This window comes from Ruegeria sp. AM9 (genome assembly GCF_056540565.1).
The window spans coordinates 1-21,117 of sequence record NZ_JBQFWY010000008.1; the positions used below are offsets into that span (position 1 = coordinate 1).

13 protein-coding genes are annotated in these 21,117 nt (G+C 61.0%); 10 read left to right on the top strand and 3 right to left on the bottom strand.

All coding sequences use genetic code 11. The annotated features are described in order from the left end of the window. The first annotated feature begins 297 nt into the window (after positions 1–297). Positions 298–558, top strand: a complete 261-nt coding sequence (locus ACR0DO_RS13840; RefSeq protein WP_170447508.1) for a hypothetical protein — start codon at positions 298–300, stop codon at positions 556–558. 60 nt (positions 559–618) lie between these two features. Here the strand turns inward: ACR0DO_RS13840 and ACR0DO_RS13845 are convergent, their stop codons facing one another. Beyond that, positions 619–2,754: a polysaccharide biosynthesis tyrosine autokinase gene (locus ACR0DO_RS13845; RefSeq protein WP_480559547.1), complete on the bottom strand. Its 2,136-nt coding sequence runs from the start codon at positions 2,752–2,754 to the stop codon at positions 619–621. Between the two features lie 96 nt (positions 2,755–2,850). Next, on the bottom strand, positions 2,851–3,537 hold the full coding sequence (locus tag ACR0DO_RS13850; RefSeq protein ID WP_480559549.1) for a sugar transferase: 687 nt from the start codon (positions 3,535–3,537) through the stop codon (positions 2,851–2,853). A gap of 417 nt (positions 3,538–3,954) precedes the next feature. Between ACR0DO_RS13850 and ACR0DO_RS13855 the strand changes: the two genes are divergently transcribed. The 7 genes from ACR0DO_RS13855 to ACR0DO_RS13885 all read left to right on the top strand — a co-directional run bounded on the left by ACR0DO_RS13855 (position 3,955) and on the right by ACR0DO_RS13885 (position 14,388). Further along, positions 3,955–4,944, top strand: a complete 990-nt coding sequence (locus ACR0DO_RS13855) for a BMP family protein (protein ID WP_170447503.1) — start codon at positions 3,955–3,957, stop codon at positions 4,942–4,944. 39 nt (positions 4,945–4,983) lie between these two features. After that, positions 4,984–6,495 carry an ABC transporter ATP-binding protein gene (locus ACR0DO_RS13860; protein ID WP_480559551.1) on the top strand — a complete coding sequence of 504 codons (1,512 nt, stop codon included), beginning with the start codon at positions 4,984–4,986 and terminating at the stop codon, positions 6,493–6,495. Then, entirely contained in the window at positions 6,495–7,565 is a 1,071-nt protein-coding gene (locus ACR0DO_RS13865) for an ABC transporter permease (RefSeq protein ID WP_480559759.1), read from the top strand. The genes ACR0DO_RS13860 and ACR0DO_RS13865 overlap by 1 nt, the downstream gene beginning before the upstream one ends. Beyond that, positions 7,565–8,506 carry an ABC transporter permease gene (locus tag ACR0DO_RS13870; RefSeq protein WP_480559761.1) on the top strand — a complete coding sequence of 314 codons (942 nt, stop codon included), beginning with the start codon at positions 7,565–7,567 and terminating at the stop codon, positions 8,504–8,506. Before ACR0DO_RS13865 ends, ACR0DO_RS13870 begins: the two co-directional genes overlap by 1 nt. A gap of 8 nt (positions 8,507–8,514) precedes the next feature. Next, the gene (locus tag ACR0DO_RS13875) at positions 8,515–9,789 is read left to right on the top strand and encodes an amidohydrolase family protein (RefSeq protein ID WP_480559553.1); all 1,275 of its coding nucleotides are present in this window, start codon (positions 8,515–8,517) and stop codon (positions 9,787–9,789) included. Between the two features lie 156 nt (positions 9,790–9,945). Further along, positions 9,946–13,224: an adenylate/guanylate cyclase domain-containing protein gene (locus tag ACR0DO_RS13880; RefSeq protein ID WP_480559555.1), complete on the top strand. Its 3,279-nt coding sequence runs from the start codon at positions 9,946–9,948 to the stop codon at positions 13,222–13,224. Next, on the top strand, positions 13,225–14,388 hold the full coding sequence (locus ACR0DO_RS13885) for a hypothetical protein (RefSeq protein WP_480559557.1): 1,164 nt from the start codon (positions 13,225–13,227) through the stop codon (positions 14,386–14,388). On the opposite strand, the gene ACR0DO_RS13890 is transcribed toward ACR0DO_RS13885, so the two are convergent. Beyond that, entirely contained in the window at positions 14,385–17,975 is a 3,591-nt protein-coding gene (locus ACR0DO_RS13890; RefSeq protein ID WP_480559558.1) for a flavoprotein, read from the bottom strand. The genes ACR0DO_RS13885 and ACR0DO_RS13890 overlap by 4 nt on opposite strands. A gap of 491 nt (positions 17,976–18,466) precedes the next feature. On the opposite strand from ACR0DO_RS13890, the gene ACR0DO_RS13895 reads away from it, so the two are divergent. Next, the gene (locus tag ACR0DO_RS13895; protein ID WP_480559560.1) at positions 18,467–19,573 is read left to right on the top strand and encodes a saccharopine dehydrogenase family protein; all 1,107 of its coding nucleotides are present in this window, start codon (positions 18,467–18,469) and stop codon (positions 19,571–19,573) included. Positions 19,574–19,576: 3 nt separating this feature from the next. Beyond that, positions 19,577–21,088, top strand: coding sequence for an L-piperidine-6-carboxylate dehydrogenase (amaB, locus tag ACR0DO_RS13900; protein WP_480559562.1), 1,512 nt, complete (start codon positions 19,577–19,579; stop codon positions 21,086–21,088). Positions 21,089–21,117 lie beyond the last annotated feature (29 nt).

Below are 21,117 nucleotides of genomic sequence, written 5' to 3' on the forward strand. Positions count from 1 at the left end.
CACGTCAGTTTATCGCTTTTTTACGGCGCCTGATTAGCGGGTTTTGCCGGTGGCGTCTTGTGGCAATTCGCGGATGCGGGCTTTCCCGGGTGTTTGTGGCTGCGCTGCAATTTAAACGGGAAACTGCGCAGAGGCCCGACACCGTATGGCCACGGCCGCAGCGGCGGTGAACCTTGCCGCAAGCCGCTGAAAAACCGGGCTTTCCCGGCAAATCCGCGCGTTTTTTGCGGATGCGGCATTCTCAGGCCCAGACGGTTGTGTTAGCCTGCGCCCAAGACCCGTTTTAGGAGACTAACGATGATCAGAACAACACTTCTGATTCTGGCGCTTTCGGCCACCGGCGCCTATGCGCAGGACGCCTCCGGCACGACCGGCACAGATCAGAGCGATGAGGCCCGCGCCGCGCGCGACGCCGCCGCCCAGGAGGGCGTGACCGGCTTTGTCCCGCTCGTCGCCCCCGCACTCGGCGTCGCCGCAGCCGCCGCAGGCCTCGCAGCCGCAGGCGGCGGCGGTTCCTCAAACAGCACAACTACAACCAGCACCGTCAGCACAAACTAAAATCACCTAGACACAACGATAAAAACACGCCCCTCACAAAACGGAAAACGGGCGCGTTTTTTAGTTGTTGTAATACGTCTCGGCGTAGCTGCCGTACGAATACCCGTAATGCCGCGCACCGCGCACATTGATTTGACCAAGAATAAGACCGGTCAGGCGCTGATTGTCGGTTTGGAACAGGCGCATCGCTTCGGTCAGGTCCTGTTCGGATGTGTCATTCCATTTGACGGTCAACAGCACCGCATCCGCGTTGCGCGCAATCAGGCGCGCGTCCGACACCAGCAGGGTCGGCGGCGTGTCGATCAGGATGACGTCATATTGCTGGCGCATGTCTTCGAGGAACTGCCGGAACCGTTCCGACGCAAACAGGTCTGCCGCATTGGCCGAGGTCTTCTCGCCAGCCAGAATGTCACAGCCTAGCAGCGGGTCCTGAAAAATGGCCTCCTGCGCCGTTGCGTCCCCGGCCAGAACTGAAACAATCCCGTTCTGGGGCGCACCCAGTAATTGTGCCGTCATGGTCAGGCGCCGAATATCTCCCTCGACCAGCAGGACCTTTTTGCCGATCCCGACAAAATTCTGCGCCAGCGCCAGCGCGTTTGTCGTCTTGCCTTCGCCCGGCAAAGAAGAGGTGATCACCACAACCTGCGGCGGGCGGTCCACATTGGACAACATCAGCGAGGTGCGCAGGTTGCGCACCGCCTCGGCCGTGGCGGATGAGGGCTTTTCGGCGAGATACTCCAGCACCTTGCGGCGTCCGCGGGCGGGAAAGACGGGAATCTGACCCAGAACGCTGTATCCGGTCTTGCGCTCCAGCTCCTGCGCCGAGCGATAGCCTTTGCGTCGGGCCTCGGCCAGCAACACGATACCAGCCCCTAGCATCAGGCCCAAAATGGCCGAAAGGGCAAGGATCAGGGACTTTTTTGGCTCGGAAGGCTCGCCGGGTATCACGGCGCGCGACAATTGCCGGCTGTCCGCTTTCTGGATGCCTTCTTGCGCCGACGTCTCTTTCAGCCGGGCCAGGAAATATTCGTAGAGTAGCCGAACGGCTTCGGCCTCGCGGACCAGCTGCTGCAGCGTGATCAAATCCGCATTTTGCTGCGCGATCTTCTGGCCCAGTTCTTCGGCTGACAGCGTCAGCGCCTGAACCTGTTGCGTCGCCCGTTGGGCTTCGAGCGCGGTTCGCGCAACCAAGCGCTGGAAAGCGGTGTCAAAGGCGGCCTCACCGGTGTCGGAGCTGTCGATCTGGCCAAGCAGACGTTGCAGTTGCGGGTCCTGGCTGACCTCGGCCCGGGCCGCGCGGCTGTCGGCGGCGATCAAGGCCGCATACCGGGTTTGTGCCGCGGCGCGGGTCGCCTCGGCCGAGATGCTGCGTTCGCGCAGATCCTTTAGCTGCACTTCCTGCAATTGCAGCGCTTCGGGAGAGATCAGCGCGGTTGTCGAATTGAAGTCGTTGACCTTCGCTTCGGCGGTTTCCAGATCGATCTGCAACTCGGCCACACGATCGGTCAGCCAGGCGGTCGCCTGTTCGGTGGCCTCGAATTTCACTTCGATCTGGTTCAGGACGTAAAGCTCGACAATGGTGTCCGCGATCAGGGCCGATTTGCGCGCCGATTCCGTCTCGGCGGTCACTTCGAACACCAGGCTTTGCGGCACGTTGCGCACCGATACATTTTCGAGCAGCGCGGTAATCACATCGTCTCGGGTCTGCTGCTTGGCCAGATCCTCGGGGACCAGCCCCGCGTCGGGATTGGCGCCAAACAGGGATTGGATAAACTGCTTGACCCCTTCCAGCGCCGAGACGGGCACGAGCTCTTCGTTGAACTCCGGGTCCGAGACGAGGTCCAGCTTGTCGACAACCTTGCCCATCAGGCCGCGGGACCGCAGCACTTCAAGCTCGGAATTGACCTCGACGGTGTCACCGGCCAGGCCGCCCACGACGCTTTGCAGGTCGATCACGCTGGCCTGCTCGGTTTCCAGCATGACCACGGCAGAGGATTTGTAGATCGGGACGGCAGCGACAAAGGCATAGAAGGCTCCGACCAGAATGGCGAGGGTGGTGGTCAGGCCAATGATCCACTTGCCGCGCCACAGCGTTGCCACCAAGGCGCTCAGGTCGATGACGTCATCTTGCGGCGCGTCATTTGCCTGGGACCGGTTCGTTTTGAACTGCGCGTCCTGTATCGGAGACTGCTTCATATCAAATATACGATCCCAAATGCCAGACACACGCCAAACGCGTGTGCCGCTGCTCTCTACACGGTCACAAAGCAAGAATAAAGGTCCGTCGCCCGGTTACCGCCCGGTTCTGAGAAACACCGCCGAAGCGGTCAGAAAGATGATCCTGACGTCGCTGAGAAAGCTGCAGCGGGTCAGGTAGGCGGCATCCAGCGACACCCGCTCGGCGTAGCTGATATCGTTGCGCCCCGAGATCTGCCAAAGCCCGGTGATCCCCGGTTTCTGCGCCAGATAGGCCGAAGCGGAACTGCCGTATTTGACCAGTTCGATGGCCACAACAGGGCGCGGGCCGACAAAGCTCATCTCGCCTTTCAGCACGTTCCAGACTTGCGGCAGCTCGTCCAGGCTGGTCTTACGCAGGATGTGCCCCAGCCGGTTGATGCGCGGATCGTCGGTCAGTTTATGGTCGCGTTCCCACTCGGCCGCGGCGTCGGGATTGGCGCCCAGATAGGCATGCAGGCGCGTTTCGGCATCCACCACCATGCTGCGAATCTTCCAGCATTTGAACGGCTTGGCATTTTTTCCCACGCGGGTATGACCGAAAAATCCCGGACCGCCGTCAAGGCGTACGATGCACCAAAGCAGCGCAATGACCGGCGCAACGACCGGTAGAAGCAGCAAGGCAAACATGATGTCAAAGACCCGCTTGCCCAGACCCGGGTACAGGCCTGATGGTGCCGCATCCGGAGCTGGCTGATCCGCAGGCCTGTTTTGTGAAGCCGTGGAAGAGGCAAAATCCAACATCGCAAAATTACCCTGAGATCTGAGCGCAGCTGTTACCGCTTAAACAAGCAATCAAACGGCGTCCCGGATAAACCCGCGATGTAAAAAACTTAAGATGGAAAATATATCCTTGGGTGGATTTATTCTGCATCTGCACAATTGTTGCCCGGGTGCCGCAGTTTTCCGGCAAAAGTAAAACTCGCACTCCACCGAAATACAATCATTGGTTGAGTGATGCAAACCTAATTTGGACTTTCCGGCCCGGTGCCCAATGGCAAGGCTGTGACACGCGATCCCACGCCGTTGACGGTCGCAGGACGGGAGTGTCCAAAAATCGGTCAAAGGTGCTGCGACGTGATCGAACTTCCTGTGGAAGCGCATGAAAAAATTGACTGAACAGTAAAAAAATGCTGCCATCCCGCCACACAGGAGAGAGATATGACCAAAAGAACATTAACGCGCAGAGTGCTGCTGGCCGCGGTCGCAGCGGCATCAACATTGTATTCCGCCGGGCTGGCGGCAGCAGAAACAGTCAAGGTGGCGGCGATTTACACGTTGCCGGTGGAACAGCAATGGATCAGCCGCATCCACAAGGCCCTGAATACGGCGGCCGAGCGGGGCGACATTGAATATGTGTTCTCGGAAAACGTGGCCAACACAGACTATGAGCGCGTGATGCGCGAATATGCCGAGCAGGGCGCGCAGCTGATCGTGGGCGAGGTGTTCGGTCTGGAACGCGCCGCCCGCAAGGTGGCGAAGGACTATCCCGATACGGCGTTTCTGATGGGATCGTCCTTTGGCCCGGTGGCGCCCAATTTCTCGGTTTTCGACAACTGGATTCATGAACCGTCCTACCTGACCGGCATGGTGGCCGGCGCCGCGACGGAATCAAACGTGATCGGCATGGTCGGCGGTTACGCCATCCCCGAGGTCAACCGGTTGATGAACGCCTTCATGGACGGCGCACGCGAGGTGAACCCGGACGTCACCTTCCTCGTGACCTTTATCGACAGCTGGTATGACCCGCCCAAGGCCAAGGAAAGCGCCATCGCGATGATGGATGCGGGGGCGGACATCATGTATGCGGAACGCTTTGGCGTATCGGATGCGGCGGTTGAACGCGGCGTCAAGGCTGTGGGCAACGTCATCGACACGTCGGGCGACTATCCCGGCACGATCATGGCCTCGGCCCTGTGGCATATGGAGCCGACCATCGACAAGGCGATCGCCAATGTCGCCGGTGGTTCGTTCGAGGCCGCAGATTACGGCCAGTACAGTTTTATGGGCTATGGCGGCGGCTCGATGGTTCTGGATGAGGAACTGGTTCCGGCTGATGTGCTCGAAGCGGTGAACGCGCGCCAGGCAGAGATTCTGGACGGTCTGTTCCGCGTGAATGTCAACGATGACCGGCCGGTCTCGGACAATTGATGGCACTCGGGCCGGTCCCTGCGCCGGCCCGCTTTCCCCATGACCACAGTTCTCAAGCTCAACGGGCTGAGCAAGCATTTCGGCCCGGTCATCGCCAATGACGATGTCAGCCTGACCCTGAACAAGGGTGAGGTCCTAGCATTACTGGGTGAAAACGGCGCGGGAAAGACCACGCTGATGAATATGCTGTTTGGGCACTATTTGCCCGATTCAGGGTCTATTGAAGTCGCTGACGAGACGGGTGTTTTGCGACCGCTGCCGCTGGGCCATCCGCAGGTGGCACTGGCCGCAGGGGTCGGCATGGTGCACCAGCATTTCACACTGGCCGAGAATATCTCGGCTTTGGACAATATCACCCTGGGGGCCGAACCCCTGTTCGCCCTGCGCCGCAACCGGCGTGCAGCGCGGCGCAAGGTTGAACAGATCATCGCCCAAAGCGGCCTGACTGCGCCGCTGGATGCGCCGGTCGGACGGCTGTCGGTGGGGGAACGGCAGCGGGTCGAGATCCTCAAGGCGCTCTATCGGCAGGCGCGGATACTGGTGTTGGACGAACCCACCGCTGTACTGACCCCGCAAGAGGCCGACACCTTGTTCGAAAATATCCGCATGATGACGGCCGAGGGGCTGTCGGTCATCTTCATCAGCCACAAGCTGCGCGAGGTTCTTGCCTTTTCCGACCGCATTGCTGTTCTGCGCCATGGCCGGAAAGTGGGTGAGATGGCGACCTCGGAGGCGGATGAGAAATCCATCGCCCGGATGATGGTCGGGGCGGATACGCCGGACCTGGCAGGTGCCGCGATGACGCCAGGTGCACCGGTGCTGGCCCTGTCGGGCGTGTCGGTCGCAGGCCGATCCAACCGCGACACGCTTAACGGGGTTGATCTGACGGTGCACGCGCATGAAATCCTCGGGATTGCCGGGGTGTCGGGTAACGGGCAGAGCGGTTTGGCCAATGTAATTTCGGGCCTGGTGCGGCCAACAAAGGGTCTAATACAGGTGAATGGCGTCGAAATCGGCACCCCCAGCCCTGCTGCGATGGTGCGAGCGGGCGTTGGCCGTATTCCCGAAGATCGCCACCACGAAGGTATCGTCGGCGCAATGAGTGTGGCCGAGAACATGATCGTCGAGCGGCTGGATAATGGCGACGTGCAATCGCGGGGCCTGCTGCGACGCGAGGCAATTTCCGAAAACGCCGAACGACTGGCCAAGGCTTACGATGTGCGCGGGCCGGGTGTTGAGGCCCCCGCGCGGCTGTTGTCCGGGGGCAATATCCAAAAGCTCATTCTCGCGCGCGTGTTTGACCAGTCACCTGACCTGATCCTGGCCAACCAACCAACCCGCGGTCTGGACATGGGGGCCGCGGCCGAGGTCGGGCGGCGTTTGCTGGAGGCCCGCGAACGGGGTGCGGGGGTGGTGTTGATTTCTGAAGACCTCGACGAAATTCTGGGCCTTGCCGACCGGATCGTGGTCATCCGCGACGGAGAGTTGCACGAGGCCCCCAGCCGCGACCGGGAACAGATCGGTCTGATGATGGCGGGAGAACCGGCATGATCCGTATTGAGCCTCGCCAAACCCAGTCGCGCGCCTTTACCCTGGGCGTACCAATCCTGTCCGCCGTAATTGCTCTGGGCTTTGCTGCCATTCCCCTGCTGGCCGCCGGGGCCAACCCGATTACAGCCTATGTCGAGATGTTTCGCGGCGTGTTTGGCTCTGTTTTTGCCTTTTCCGAAGTGCTCACCCGCGCCACGCCGCTGATCTTCACCGGCCTTGCAGCGGCTTTGGCCTTTCGCGCCAAGCTGTGGAATATCGGGGCCGAGGGGCAGTTGTATCTCGGCGCTATGGCCGCTGTGGCGATCGGGTCCGGCGTGCTGGATGTGTCCGGTGTCCTGCTGTTGCCGCTGATTGTTATGCTGGGCGCGGTGGCGGGGGCTGCGGGGATGGTTGCGCCGACCTATCTGAAAACGCGATTTGGCGCGGATGAGGTGGTGACCACGCTGCTGCTGAACTTCATCATTCTGATCTTTGTGCAGATGATGCTTGAAGGGCCGTTGCAGGACCCGATGAGCCTGGGCTGGCCGCAATCGGCGCCGGTCCTGGATCAGGGGATGCTGCCGCCGTTGATGGATCGGATGCGGGTGCATTCGGGGCTGATTGTGGCCCTGATACTGGCCGGATTGGCCCAATTCATGCTGGCGCGCTCGGTCTGGGGGTTCCGGTTGCGGGCGGTGGGAGAGAACGCCGCCGCCGCGCGTCATGCGGGGATCAACGTGAACCGCTCGTTGTTTGGCGTGGCCATCCTGTCGGGCGGGCTGGCCGGTCTGGCGGGGGTCAGCGAGGTTGCGGGGCTCAAGGGCTATCTGACCGCCGACCTGTCGCCCGGCTTCGGCTATACCGGCATTGTCGTGGCGATGCTCGCGGGGTTGTCACCGGCGGGCGTGGTCATTGCGGCACTGTTCATCGCGTCCGTGTTTGTGGGCGCCGACAGTATGAGCCGCGCCATGGGCGTATCCTCGTTTCTGGCTGATCTGGTGGTTTCCGTTTCCCTGCTCTGCGTGTTGGTCGGCGGTTTTTTTGCCCGCTATCGCATCGTCCGTGCCAGCACCTCGAGGGTGGCGTCATGATGGACATTCTCAACATTCTGGTCAGCGAAAGCTTTTGGGCGGCCTCCCTGCGTATCGCAACACCTTTGATCTTTGGCGTGCTGGGCGCGCTGATCTGCGAACGGGCAGGGGTGCTGAACCTCGGCATCGAGGGGATTTTCGTCGTCGGTGCCATGTGTGGCTGGATGGCGGTCTGGCTGGGTGCGGGTCTGTGGGGCGGAGTGCTGGTTGCCGCGCTTGCCGGGGCGTTCTTCGGCCTGCTGCACGCGATCCTGACGGTGCCGCTGGGGCTGTCGCAACATGTCTCAGGATTGGGGATCACGCTGTTTGCCACCTCGGTCAGTTACTACACCTATCGTACCGCGCTGCCGAACGTATCCTCGCCGCCCCGGATCGAACCTTTCCAGCCGTTGGACTTGCCGGTTCTGTCCGAGTTGCCTTTTTTAGGGTCTGTATTGTTCCAGCAAACCGCCCTGACATGGCTGGCGCTGCTTCTGGTCGCGGTGGTCTGGTATGTGATGAACCGCACCGCGCTGGGTGTGGCGATCAAGGCCGTGGGCGACAACCCGGACAGTGTCGATGCGCAAGGATTATCGGTCTATGGGTTGCGGATCGGAGCGATCGTTGCGGGCTCGGCCCTGATGGCACTGGGTGGAGCTTTCCTGACCATGAGCGCCTTTGACGCCTTTTTCTTTGGCATGGTCAACGGGCGCGGCTGGGTCTGCATCGCGCTGGTGATCTTTGCCAGCTGGCGCCCCGGCAAGGCGTTGCTGGGGGCGCTGCTGTTTGGCGCCTTCGATGCGCTGCAGGTGCGGTTGCAGACCGAGATGGGGGCGCTGGTTCCCGGACAGGTGTTCCTGATGGCGCCCTATATCCTGTCGATCATCGCGCTTGTCGTTGCGGCGCGGTCGGCGGATTATCCGCGCGCATTGCTTACCCCCTGGTTCAAAGGCCAACGATAGGAGCCGCCATGTTCGATCTGATCGTCAAGAATGCCACCCTGCCCGATGGCCAGACCGGCGTGGACATCGCCTGCGCAGATGGCAGGATCGCCGCCATCGAGCCCGGGATCACCGCCGCAGCGGGTGAGGTGATCGACGCCGAGGGGCAGTTGGTTTCCCCTCCTTTTGTCGACCCGCATTTTCATATGGATGCGACTCTATCACTGGGTAATCCGCGGATGAATGTCTCGGGCACCTTGCTGGAAGGGATTGCCCTGTGGGGTGAGCTGAAGCCGATCCAGACGGTCGAGGATATCGTCGCCCGCGCCCTTCGCTATTGCGAACTGGCGGTGGCCAAGGGCATCGGCGCGATCCGCAGCCATGTGGATACCTGCGATGATGAACTCAAGGGCGTACAGGCGCTGTTGCAGGTGCGCGAGCAGGTGAAGGAGTATCTGGACCTGCAACTGGTCGCCTTCCCGCAGGACGGCGTATTGCGCGACCCGACCGCGATGCAGAACACCCTCCGCGCGCTGGATATGGGTGTGGATGTGGTGGGCGGCATCCCGCATTTCGAACGCACCATGGCCGACGGGGCGGAATCCGTGCGCCTGCTGTGTGAAATCGCGGCCGAGCGTGGGCTGATGGTCGATATGCATTGCGACGAAAGCGATGATCCACTCAGCCGCCATATCGAGACTCTGGCCTATGAAACCCAACGTTTGGGTCTGAATGGCCGGGTTGCGGGGTCGCATCTGACCTCAATGCATTCGATGGACAATTATTATGTCTCGAAGCTGATCCCGCTGATGGTCGAGGCCGGGGTGCACGCGATCCCGAACCCGTTGATCAACATCATGCTGCAGGGCCGTCACGACACCTATCCCAAACGTCGCGGCCAGACCCGTGTGCGCGAGCTGCGCGATGCCGGGATCACGGTTGGGTTCGGCTCGGATTGCATGATGGATCCGTGGTATTCGCTGGGCAAGGCCGACATGCTGGACGTGGCTTTCATGGGGTTGCATGTGGGGCAGCTGTCCAGCCGCGCCGATATGGCGTGGTGTTTCGATGCGGTCACCGAAAACTCGGCCCGGATCATGGGCTTGCAGGGGTATGGCGTCGCCAAGGGCTGTGCCGCCAATTTCGTGTTGATGCAGGCCACCGACCGGATCGAGGCGATCCGGCTGCGCGCCCACCGGTTGGCCGTGGTGCGCAAAGGTCGTGTGATCGCGCGGTCCAACCCGATGAGTTACGAGCTGACCCTGTCCGGGGAACGAAGTGTTCTGGACGAGACACGCAAGTGAAGTTTTCGGGCGCTTAGCCCGAAGGCCAAAAGGTCGAGTGCCCCGATCTCAGGCATATGGGCGGACATAAACATTAATTTCGTTAACTATTGCAGACTCAAAGGGGTCTGCTGTGCTAGGTCTGACTCTGAAGTAAGGGGGCTTCAGAGGGGCGACATGTCTCAGGACCTTAGGGACTGGCTGGGCGCGCTTGGACTTTCTGAATACGCGCAAGCCTTTTTGGATAACAAAATTGATTTCGCAATTCTGCCCGACCTGACGGGTGAAGACCTGATCGAAATCGGAGTGACCGCTGTCGGAGACCGCCGCAGGCTGCTGCGCGCGATTGCCGAGCTTGAGGCGGTCGAAGCCGTGCAGCCCTATGAACCTGACACCCCGCCCGAGCCCGCCAGGCGGCAGGTCACGGTAATGTTTGCCGATCTCACCGGCTTTACCCGCCTGACCAGCGAGTTGGACGCCGAGGACATGCACGCGCTGCTGAACGCGTTTTTTGCCAAGGTGGATCACGTGGTCGAGAAATTTGGCGGTCGGATCGACAAGCATATCGGTGACGCGGTCATGGCGGTGTTCGGCGCGCCGATTTCCCACACCAACGACACCGAACGCGCGGCCCGCGCGGCGCTGGAGATTCACGCGGTTCTGCCTAGCCTGAACCCGCCGGTGTCGTGCCATATCGGCATCGCCTCGGGGCAGGTGATCGCCAGCACAACCGGCAGTCAGGCGCATACGGAATACACGGTGACCGGCGATGGTGTGAATCTGGCTTCGCGCATCACCGACATGGCTGTGCCCGGCGAGACCTTTGTCTCACATGACATTCAGCGCGCGTTAGGGCCGCTTTTTGTCGGTGAGAGCATGGGCAAGAAGGACATCAAGGGCCTGAATGAACCGGTCGAGCTGTGGCGGCTGGACCGATTGGCACGCAACATCCGGTCGCGCCGGCACCGCTTTGTCGGGCGCGAGCGCGAGTTGTCGCTGTTCTCGGCCACATTCGACCGCTGCCAGCAGCATGGCAAGGGCGAGGTCCATATCGTTCTGGGGGAACCGGGGATCGGCAAGACCCACCTGTCCGAACAAGTGGCCGAGATGGCCGGTGGACTGAATTACTCGATCCACAATGGCGTGGTGATGGATTTTGGTGCGCGTGAGGGGCACTCGGCCATTCAATCCGTTGCCCGCAGTATTCTGGGCCTTGAGGCCGCCGATGACGCGGCGACCTGTGCCGCGATGGCGCAGGAGGCGGTGGCCAAGGGCTGGGTTTCGCCGTCGAACGCCACTCATCTGAACGCGCTGCTGGAACTGGAGCAAGACCCCGGACTGGCCGAGGTCTATGCGGTGATGGACAATGCCACCCGTCAGCGCGGACGGCGGCAGGTGATTGATGAGCTGATCGCCGCGCGCAGCCGTGATGCGCCCATGTTGATCCAGATCGAGGATATCCACTGGGCCGCACCGGATATCCTGACCGCCTGCGCCCATATCGCTGCGACCACGCGCGATCTGCCCTGCGTGCTGCTGATGACCAGCCGGGTCGAGGGTGATCCGATCAACCGCGACTGGCAGATGAGCACGGATGGTGCGCTGATCTCGAAACTGGAACTGGCGCCAATGGGCGAGGATCAGGCCCTGCAACTGGTCGAGGAGTTTACCGGCATCGACCCCGAGCTTTTGGACGCCTGTGTGCAGCGCGCCGGGGGTAATCCGCTGTTTCTGGAACAGCTCTTGCGCAATATCGATGTACTGAAACGCGAGTCCGTTCCCGGCAGCATACAGGGTATCGTGCAGTCACGGCTGGATGCGCTGGACCGGTCCAGCCGGGCGGCGATTCAGGCGGCTTCGGTATTGGGCCAGCGGTTCTCGCCCGAGGTGTTGAACTTTATTCTGGGCGAGGGGCATCTGGATGTATCTACCCTGATCCGCTCGGCCCTGATCCGTGAGGCCGGGACCGATCTGATGTTTGCTCATGCGCTGATCCGCGACGGATCTTACGCGACGCTGGTCAAATCCGAACGCGCGCGGCTGCATCGTCAGGCCGCGAAATGGTTCGAGGATCGTGATGCCACCCTGCGGGCGCAGCATCTGGACCGGGCAGGCGCGACGAACGCCGCCCAAGCCTATCTGGACGCCGCCGAAAACCTGATCCAGGCCTTCCAATTCGACGATGCCAGCCCGTTGATCGAACGGGCGCTGGAACTGCCCGCCCCGTCCGGGGTGCGGTTCGATCTGTTCTGTGCGCGGGGCGAAACACATCGCCTGCAGGGGTTGTCGGACGATGCCCTGCGCGAGTTCAAAGAGGCTGCCGATCTGGCCGAGACCGATGAACAGGTCAGCCGGGCCCATATCGGGCTGGCGCAGGCGGCGCGGCAGGCCAGCTTGTACAAGGACGCGCTGCAAAGCCTCGACACCGCCGAGGTTGCGGCCGAGCGGTGCGGGTCCGAGCGCGACATTGCCCAGATCAACTATGTGCGCGGCAATGTCTATTTCCCGTTGGGCCGGGTCGAGGATGCGCTGCAAAGCAACGAAAAGGCTCTAACACTGGCCAGAAAGCTGGAATCGGCCCGGTTGGAGGTTGGGGCACTCAGCGGGTTTGGCGATGCCAATTTCATGAACGCGACGATGCAGACCGCCACCGGGTTCTATACGCAAGCGGTCGAGCGGGCGCGCGAAAAGGGGCTGGTGCGCGATCTGGCGGCGAACCTGCACAACCTCAGCGTGGCGCGCAGCTATACCGGTGATGTGGCGCAGGGAAAGCGCGACGCGCAGGAGGCGATCGAGGTTTCGCAGAAGTACTTTGCCTTTGTGCCGGAATGTGTGGCGCAGACCTGTCTGGGTGTGGCGCACACCTTTTTGGGCGAACTGGATCAGGCGCTGGAGACCTTCACCGTTTCCGCCGAGATCGCCAACCGCGTGGGCGCCAAGCGGCTGGAGGCGCAGGCGCTGGAGCATCTGGCCCGCACGCAGGTCTATGCAGGGCAGTTGGAACAGGCGCGTGCGACCGGTGAGCACGCTGTTGAGATTGCGTTGGAACACGGTCGCAATTTTGTGGGGCCAAAGGCGCTGTCGGCGCTGGCCATGGCCGAAACAGACCCTAACAAACAGGATCAGCACCTGAAACTGGGTGCTCAGATCATTGCCGAGGGCTGCGTGGGCCATAGCCATCTGCATTTCTATCCCGATGCCAGCGCCGTCATGCTGGCGCGGCAGGAATGGGACAGGGCCACGGAATACGCGGATGCGCTGGCCAAGTTCACCGCTGATGAACCCCTGCCGATGGTCGATCTGTCGATTCAGCACGCAAAGGTTCTGGCCGCGTGCGGCGGCTGGGGCATTCCCATGTCCGCGCATGAAGACTTTGACGCACTGGGCGCGCGGTTCGCCGAGATGGGCGTCACGCAGTCCCTCGTCGGCAGCTGGACCACGCATGAGAGGGGCTGAATGAGCATCGAAAAGAAGGTTTGGTGGATTTCCGGCGCCCTGACCTTTGGTCTGGCAGTGCTGCTCTTCAGGCTTCTGGTCGCGCTGAACCATTTCGAAGGTGACCCGACGCAGCTGCCGGATCAGGCTTCGGTCGATGAGTATCTGCAAAAGCTGGGAAATGTGCCGGAATACCGGGTGAAGACCGGCATTTTCATCAAATCCTTCAGCTTTGTCGGCGCCAGCGACGTGCATGTCAGCGGCTATATCTGGCAGCATTACGAAGATGGCATTCATGATGCCATCAAACCCGCCGAGGGCGAGGTGGGGTTCATCCTGCCCGAGGCCACCGATGCAGCGAATGGCCTGATCGAAGAGGTCTATCGCATGGACCAGGACGGGTCTGAGCTGATCGGCTGGTATTTCGAACAGACCCTGCGGCAGAGCTTTGACTACACCAGCTATCCGTTCGACCACAAAACCGTCTGGGTGCGGTTCTGGCCCGGTGAGTTTGACGTGAATGTGGCTCTAATACCGGACTTTTCGGCCTATCCCGCCACCGGCCCCGAGGATATCTTTGGCATTGACCCCCGTATCGTCATGGGCACATGGGAGCGCGAAAACACCTATTTCGACTATCGCCAGTCCGATCTGGATACCACGCTGGGCATCGGAGAAAACGAGTTCCAGACCAACCAACCGGAACTGCACTACAACTTCGTCATCAAGCGGAACTTCGGGAATGCCTTCATCGTCCACATGATCCCGCTGATCGTGGTGACGATGCTGCTGTTCGGTGCCGTGATGACCGTCACCCGCCGTCCCAATCTGGTCGAACGGCATGATTTCAGCACCTCCAGCGTGATCGGCACCTGCTCGGTCCTGTTCTTCGTGATCCTGCTGGCCCATGTGCAACTGCGTGAAGGCTTTGCCGGATCGCCGGTGATCTACATGGAGTCGTTCTTTTTCCTGATGTATTTCCTGCTGCTGGCGGTCTCGATCAACACCTATCTGTTCGCGTCCGAGGCGGTGCCCTCGCTGCGGTTCATCCATTACAAGGACAACCTGTACCCCAAGGCCGCGTTCTGGCCCTTTGTCCTGCTGTGCATGGTGGCGATCACGGCTTACAACCTCAGCCTCAAGGCCGGGTCCGAGGATGAGGTCGTGATCGAAATCCAGAACTAGGCCGGTGGCTGATAGCCCGGCTTGGGCGTACCCGTGGCCATGTCCAGCGTGTATTCGGCAAAGACGTCAGACGTGCCCTGCTCCCATTGATCCAGGTATTTGGTCGGATGCGCGATCACATAGGTATAGGCAGGCTTTTTCACGCCGTTGATCAGCACGTTGATCCGTTTGCGCACATAGACGTTATCGGGCGCGTTGGGGCCGTGATAACCTTCCAGCTTGTCCAACTCTTTCATCCCCGAGGACGAGACGCGATAGACCTCGCCTTTCACCGCCTTGCCGCGGCCTTTCTGGTCGACCAGCGTAGCCATACGGTGCAGGAAGCCGCAATTGGGGTTGTCGCAATGCGGCTCGTGCGGGACGATCAGGGGCATTCGCTGGCGGGTTATGGCCTCGCCCACGAAATCGTCCAGCACCTCGGTATGGGCATCATGGTTGGGGAACCCTTTCTTGAGTGAGCCGTAGGTGAAATAGAGATAGGTTTTTTCCCGATCCTCGATCAGATCGCTTTCGTCCTCTTCCGCCAGCTCGGTCAGGGTGTGGGTGTTGGCCCAGTCGTCCAGCATCCCGACGATCTCTTCCGAGAGCTTGTGATCCCTGGTGTTGTTCGGGTTCTGCAGGAAGTGAATGCAGGAACTGGCGTCGATCCCGGCGGCCCCAAGCAGGATTTCCACCATCTCGACCGAGTTGTTCATCACCGCCACATGCAGGCTGGTAAAGCCGTGATCGTTGGTGGCGTTGACGTTGATGCCCCGGTCGATCAGCGCCTGCGCGGCCTCAAGGTCGGGCTTGCCCAGATCCATCCCATCGTCGTTCATCTCGCCTTCGCCACCGGCCGCGTAGTGCAGCAGCGTGTCGCCATTGCTGTCATCGACGATGTCGATCCCGGCCATGCCGGTGTCGATGGCCTGAAACACCCGGCCCCATTGCGCGATATCATCCGAGGCGGCGGCCTCTTGCGCCCATCTGCAGATATTGTGCTCCTGATCGGCCAGTTCTTCGAAGGCTTCGTCCAGCACCTCCATGATCTGGTCCGGGGTCGCCATCATGCCGATTCCCATCATGCCGTTCGACAGCCGCCCCTTGCGCGGGCCGACCAGATCGATGCCCAGATCACGCAGCTTTTCCACATTCCGCTGAGTGGTGACGTTGTTCCACATGTTGGTGTTGCAGGCGGGGCAGAGGATCGCCGGTTTGTTCCGGTATTGCCACGCCACAAAGACCGAGGTCAGCAGGTTGTCGGCAATCCCGTTGGCGATCTTGCCCATCGAGTTGCACGTCACCGGCGCCACGATCACGCAATCGGCCCAGTCGCACAGCGCCAGATGCGAGGCGCGCAGGGGCATTCCGAATTCGATATAGCGGAAGTTCCATTCGTCATCGTCACGGTAATAGTCATTGTGGGTGATGCATTTCTCGATCCGCTCGGTGCCGAAATCACGAAAGAATTTCTCGGCCGAAACCGAGGGGATCAGTTTCACGTTGTGACCGGCCGCGGTGATCCGCTCCACCAGTTCCGGCACCTTGTCCGCTGCCGAGGATCCGCAGGCACACAGCAGCACGTTGCGCTTTTCGGTGGGCGCATCGGTCAGCCCGCCCTTGGGATAGCCAAAGATGTTCTTGTCCAGGCTGGGGGATTCATGGCGCAGCAGAACCGGCAGCCCGGCCTCGCGCACGCGTTCCTGCAGATGCCCTTTCAGGATCATGTCGACAATATCGGTGCGTCGGCCCAGACATTCACCCTGAAAGAACAGGTAGGGTGCCTTTTCCTTGCCCGTCAGCACGTTCAGCTGCCGCCGCATCTTCATCACATTGGCGCCGTGGCCTTCGATGTCGATCAGCTTGACGCTGGTGATGCCGATATTGGCCAGAATACTGCGCAGCATGTAGGACCACGGGTCCTCATCCGCATAGAACATGACAATCGGGTGGCGCGCCACGATGCGGGCAACGTCGGTCGGGTCTTCGGGTGGCTCGTGTTCCTCGATCACCAGCATCGCCGGGTTCTTGAGGTCGCGCAGGCCGCGGAAGATATGCCCGCGCGGCGCCTGCCAGACCTGCGAGGTGGCGGGGCTCATATCCACCACCGTCACCAGATCATTTTCCTCGTCATAGGCGATGCAAAGGCACCAGAACTCTTCCAGCAGGGCGGTCTCGCGATACACGTTCTCGGGCGGGCGGATGACCTCGAACCCCAGAACCCTGTTGAAGTCGATATTGATCATCAGGTGCCGGTCCTGATCTTCGTTCAGGCTGCGCAGCTTGTCGCGGAACCAATCCTCGGGCGCTTTGTCCTCGGCGCCCCTGCGGGTGGAATAGCCGTGGAAGGTGCTGCCCAGATGCACGTCGGGCGACTGGCTGAGATAGCGCTGCGCCAGCGCGTGCATCTCTTTTGCGGTGGACACCCGGCTGAGCGCGTCGGTGAAATTGGTTTGCGTCGCAATCAGCAGCTTGTCTTCATCGACCTGCGCATCGCCCAGAATCGCAAGGCTTTCGGCCAGCACCCCCAGCGAGTTCATATTCGGGCTGGCCCGCCGGAACAGGTTGCGCCGTTTCTTGGGGTCCTTGGCCAAGTACTGCGTGCTGTCGACATAGTTGCAGTCCTGCTGCAGCGTCTGCAGGTTGGTCTTCACCGCCTCGCGCGCCGAGAACCGCAGGATACCCCGCGACCGCATCGAGGTTCCGTCGCGGTCCGACATCCCGGCCCAGATACGATCCACCGTAGTCACCCACAGCTTGCCGTATTTCTCGGGGTGCACATCCATCATATGCACCAGCCCGGTGCTGGGATTGCATTTGGCGATGATGGCGAAATGCCCTCCCGGCATATTCGGTTTGCCATGAGCCACGCCGACCTGGAAATTCGCCACCAGAATGTCGTTGTCGCCGCCCAGACGGTTGGATTCGTCAATCGCTTCCAACAGCAGCTCGACCGAGGTGGTGGCCTCATCCATGAAATAGGCCTGAACCTGTACCCGGTCGCGCAGACCCTGCGATTGGATAAAGGTACAGGCAACATCGTACAGCTCGCCCAGCGAAATACCGTCGTTGACGACAAATGAGGTCGGCAAGGCGCATTCGCGGAAGATGTCGTTCACCTCGCAACTGAACCCCAGCGCCGACATGCTCAGCGCCGCTGCCGTGACGCTGCAGCAATTGATCGGTTGCTGGAAGTTCTGCAGATGCACGCTGACCAGATCGCCGAACAGGGTGGCATAACAGGCCTCACGCACCTTGGTCGGAATTTCGAACCAGTGGTTGGAGGACAGATAAGCCAGTTTGGTGCCGGGCGTGGCCAGCGCCTCGAGGCTGACGGGGATGTCAAAAATCTCCAGATGTTCTTCATAGAAATAATCGCCGGTATCGGCAGTGGCCAGAACCGCACCGTCCTGCCGCAGCTGAACCTCGCCGCCTAGCACAACATACATGCCCTGCGAGGGCAGAACCGTTTCCTCGGCCACTTCGAAACATTCGAAATGCGGCCGGATGGCGGCCGGATCATCCGCAGGCAGGATGTCCTGTATCAACGCCCATTCGGGTTCGGTTGGAGTAAAGGAAATGGTGTTTTCAATCGGGTCCTTAGGCACGTCTGTTCCCCCCTGAACTTAGCCGTGAAACGCTTGAAAGAACCAACGCTGTGTCTTGTGCCCAAGTCAGGCCGCAGCGGTCACACGGAATTTCATGACCGGCCCGACGGGGCGTTCTGCGCTGGCCGGGCCGCGCGGACGCAGGAAATTGTGCGAACAAATAGGCCCAATTGGCTGTACCGTAGCTTATTTGGACACAAAAATCACGGATGTTGTTGATTTGACTATGCGAGTTTCCAAGGGTCTGGCCGTAAGCCAAACCACATGTCATGTCCTCCTTTCCCCGCCCCGAAGTCGCTGAGCCTTACGTGCTGGTTCCAGCGCCGCGTCGGCTCTGAGATGGCCGTATCTGGCATGGCGCGGATCGCCTGAGTCATTATGACGAAAGTATCGTCATAATGACGTAACTTTCGACGTTTTCGTCAAGATGCCCCCTGCGGATCGAACAACCCGCGCCCCATACTTTCAATAGACGAAAGAGGAGGCGCGTTTTGAGCTGGAATATTTGTGTCATAGGGGCAGGCAAGATCGGTCAAATGATTGCCAGCCTGCTGCAATCATCCCCCAATTACTCGGTCACCGTGGCGGACCGCGATCTGGCCGCATTGTCGGTGCTCAACAAGCAGGGCATTGCGACCCGGCAGATTGATGTGGGGGATGAGGCGCAGCTGGCGCAGGGGCTGGCCGGGTTCGATGCCGTCATCTCGGCGGCGCCGTTCTTTCTAACACCCAAAATAGCCAAAGCCGCCAAGACAGCGGGCGCGCATTACTTTGACCTGACCGAAGACGTCGCCGCCACCAACGCGGTGCGTGAGCTGGCCGAGGACAGCAAAACCGCCTTCATGCCGCAATGCGGTCTGGCGCCGGGTTTTGTTGGCATCGCCGGGGCGGCGCTGGCCTCGGAATTCGACGAGTTGGACAGCCTGCATATGCGCGTCGGCGCTCTGCCGCTCTATCCGACCAACGCACTGAAATACAATCTGACATGGTCCACCGACGGGTTGATCAACGAATACTGCAACCCGTGCGATGCCATCGTGAACGGCGAGCGCGTCAAGACCGCGCCGCTGGAAGATTATGAGGTGCTGGGCCATGACGGGGTGGAGTACGAATGCTTCAATACCTCGGGCGGGTTGGGCACGTTGCCGGAAACGCTTGAGGGCAAGGCACGGGCGGTCTCCTATCGCTCGATCCGTTATCCCGGCCATTGCGATATCCTGAAGCTGCTGCTCAAGGATCTGGGGCTGGAACGCCGCCGCGATCTGCTCAAGGACATTTTCGAGACCGCTCTGCCGCGCACCGATCAGGATGTGGTGCTGGTCTATTGCACTGCCAAGGGTATGATCGACGGTTCCCTGCGTGAGAAATCGCTGATCAACAAGAGCTTTGCCCGCACCATCAACGGCCAGGTCTGGAGCGCCATTCAGGTCACCACCGCCGCGGGCGTTCTGGGCGTGGTCGATCTGATGCGCACGGGATCTCTGCCCAGCACAGGGTTTGTCCGGCAGGAGCAGGTGGACCTGTCCGATTTCCTCAACACAGAATTTGGTCGGCTCTATCGCGCCGGTGACGTCACCCAACAGAACAAGGCGGCCTGAGATATGAAAGACATCGTTATGACTGCGCAAACCACACTGGCAAATCTGGACCTGACCGAGGCTGAGCTGACCGGCGGCACTCTGGCCGTGCGGTCCCCCATTGACGGCAGCCTGCTGGCCGAGGTGCACGAAACGCCTGCCGATGACATGGATGCGATCTTTGCCCGTTCCAAAGCGGCGTTCAAGGCATGGCGTACGGTCCCGGCCCCGCGCCGGGGTGAGTTGATCCGCCTGCTGGGCGAAGAACTGCGCGCCGCCAAGGACGATCTGGGCGCGCTGGTCAGCTGGGAGGCGGGCAAGATCACGTCCGAAGGTCTGGGCGAAGTGCAGGAGATGATCGATATCTGCGACTTTGCCGTGGGTCTGTCACGCCAGCTTTATGGTCTGACCATCGCCTCGGAACGCCCCGGTCACCGGATGATGGAGACTTGGCACCCTGCCGGTCCGGTGGGCGTAATCTCGGCCTTCAACTTCCCGGTTGCGGTCTGGTCGTGGAACGCTGCACTGGCGCTGGTCTGTGGCGACACGGTGATCTGGAAACCGTCCGAGAAAACCCCGCTGACCGCGATGGCCTGTCAGAAGATTTTCGAACGTGCGCTGGCCCGGTTTGGTGATGCGCCTGACCACCTGCTGCAAACCCTGATCGGCGGTGCCGCGCTGGGCGAGGCGCTGGTGGCCAGCGAGGACGTTCCGGTGATCTCGGCCACGGGCTCGACCCGCATGGGCCGCGCGGTGGCACCCATCGTGGCGCAGCGGTTCGGCAAGTGCATTCTTGAGCTGGGCGGCAACAATGCGATGATCGTTGGCCCCTCGGCCGATCTGGAAATGGCGGTGCGGGCGATTGTGTTCTCGGCCGTGGGCACCGCCGGTCAGCGCTGCACCACGCTGCGCCGTCTGATCGTGCACAAATCGATCCGCGCGGAACTGGTGAGCCGTCTGAAGAAAGCCTATGCCGGTCTGCCCATCGGCAACCCGCTGGTTGAGGGTACGTTGATCGGCCCGCTGGTGGACGAAGCCTCGGGTGCGGCCATGACGGCAGCGTTGAAAGCGGCGGAAGCTGAAGGTGGCACCGTATTTGGCGGCGACCGGGTGACTGAAGGCGTGCCCGAGGGTGTTTACATGCAGCCCGCCATCGTCGAGATGCCCAGCCAGACCGCCACTGTGAAGACCGAGACCTTTGCCCCGATCCTCTACGTGATGGAGTACGGTGATTTCGACGAGGCGATCGAGATTCAGAATGATGTGCCTCAGGGCTTGTCGTCCTGCGTGTTCACCCTGAATATGCGCGAGGCCGAGCAGTTCCTGACCGCAGCCGGGTCCGATTGTGGCATCGCAAACGTCAATATCGGCCCCTCGGGCGCTGAAATCGGTGGCGCTTTTGGCGGTGAAAAAGAAACCGGCGGCGGGCGAGAAAGCGGCTCGGACGCATGGAAGGCGTATATGCGGCGCCAGACCAACACCGTGAACTATTCACCCGAACTGCCGCTGGCACAAGGCGTCAAGTTCGATATCTGATCATACGGCCCGGCGGCAGCTACAGCGCC